The 241-nt window shown below is 46.1% G+C and carries 1 protein-coding gene; it reads left to right on the top strand.

What is annotated here, in order from left to right:
* A partial coding sequence (locus PPOP_RS16705) for a transposase (protein WP_006287824.1) occupies positions 1-205 on the top strand: 205 nt, incomplete at its 5' end.
* Positions 206-241 lie beyond the last annotated feature (36 nt).

The following is a 241-nucleotide window of genomic DNA, read 5'->3' as shown; positions in this document are numbered from 1 at the left end:
GAACCGGTTTGAGTTCGTCTTCACCCCCAAACATGGCTCCTGGCTCAATGGGATTGAAAGCTTCTTCGCAAAGATGACGAAACAGGTACTTCGTCATCTCCGGGTGAAGTCAAAAGAAGAATTAAAAGAGCGACTTGAGTTGTACCTCCAGGAAGTGAACGAAAATCCAGTGCCTTTCCGTTGGAAGTACGGTTTGGAAAATTGACAGGGCACGAACGTTATTTCAGGAGCTATCTACTAG

The sequence above is a fragment of the Paenibacillus popilliae ATCC 14706 genome, assembly GCF_000315235.1.
Classification (GTDB): Bacteria; Bacillota; Bacilli; order Paenibacillales; family Paenibacillaceae; genus Paenibacillus_B; species Paenibacillus_B popilliae.
The sequence above is the reverse complement of the archived record's forward strand: the minus strand, read 5'-3'. Positions and strand labels throughout refer to the sequence as shown.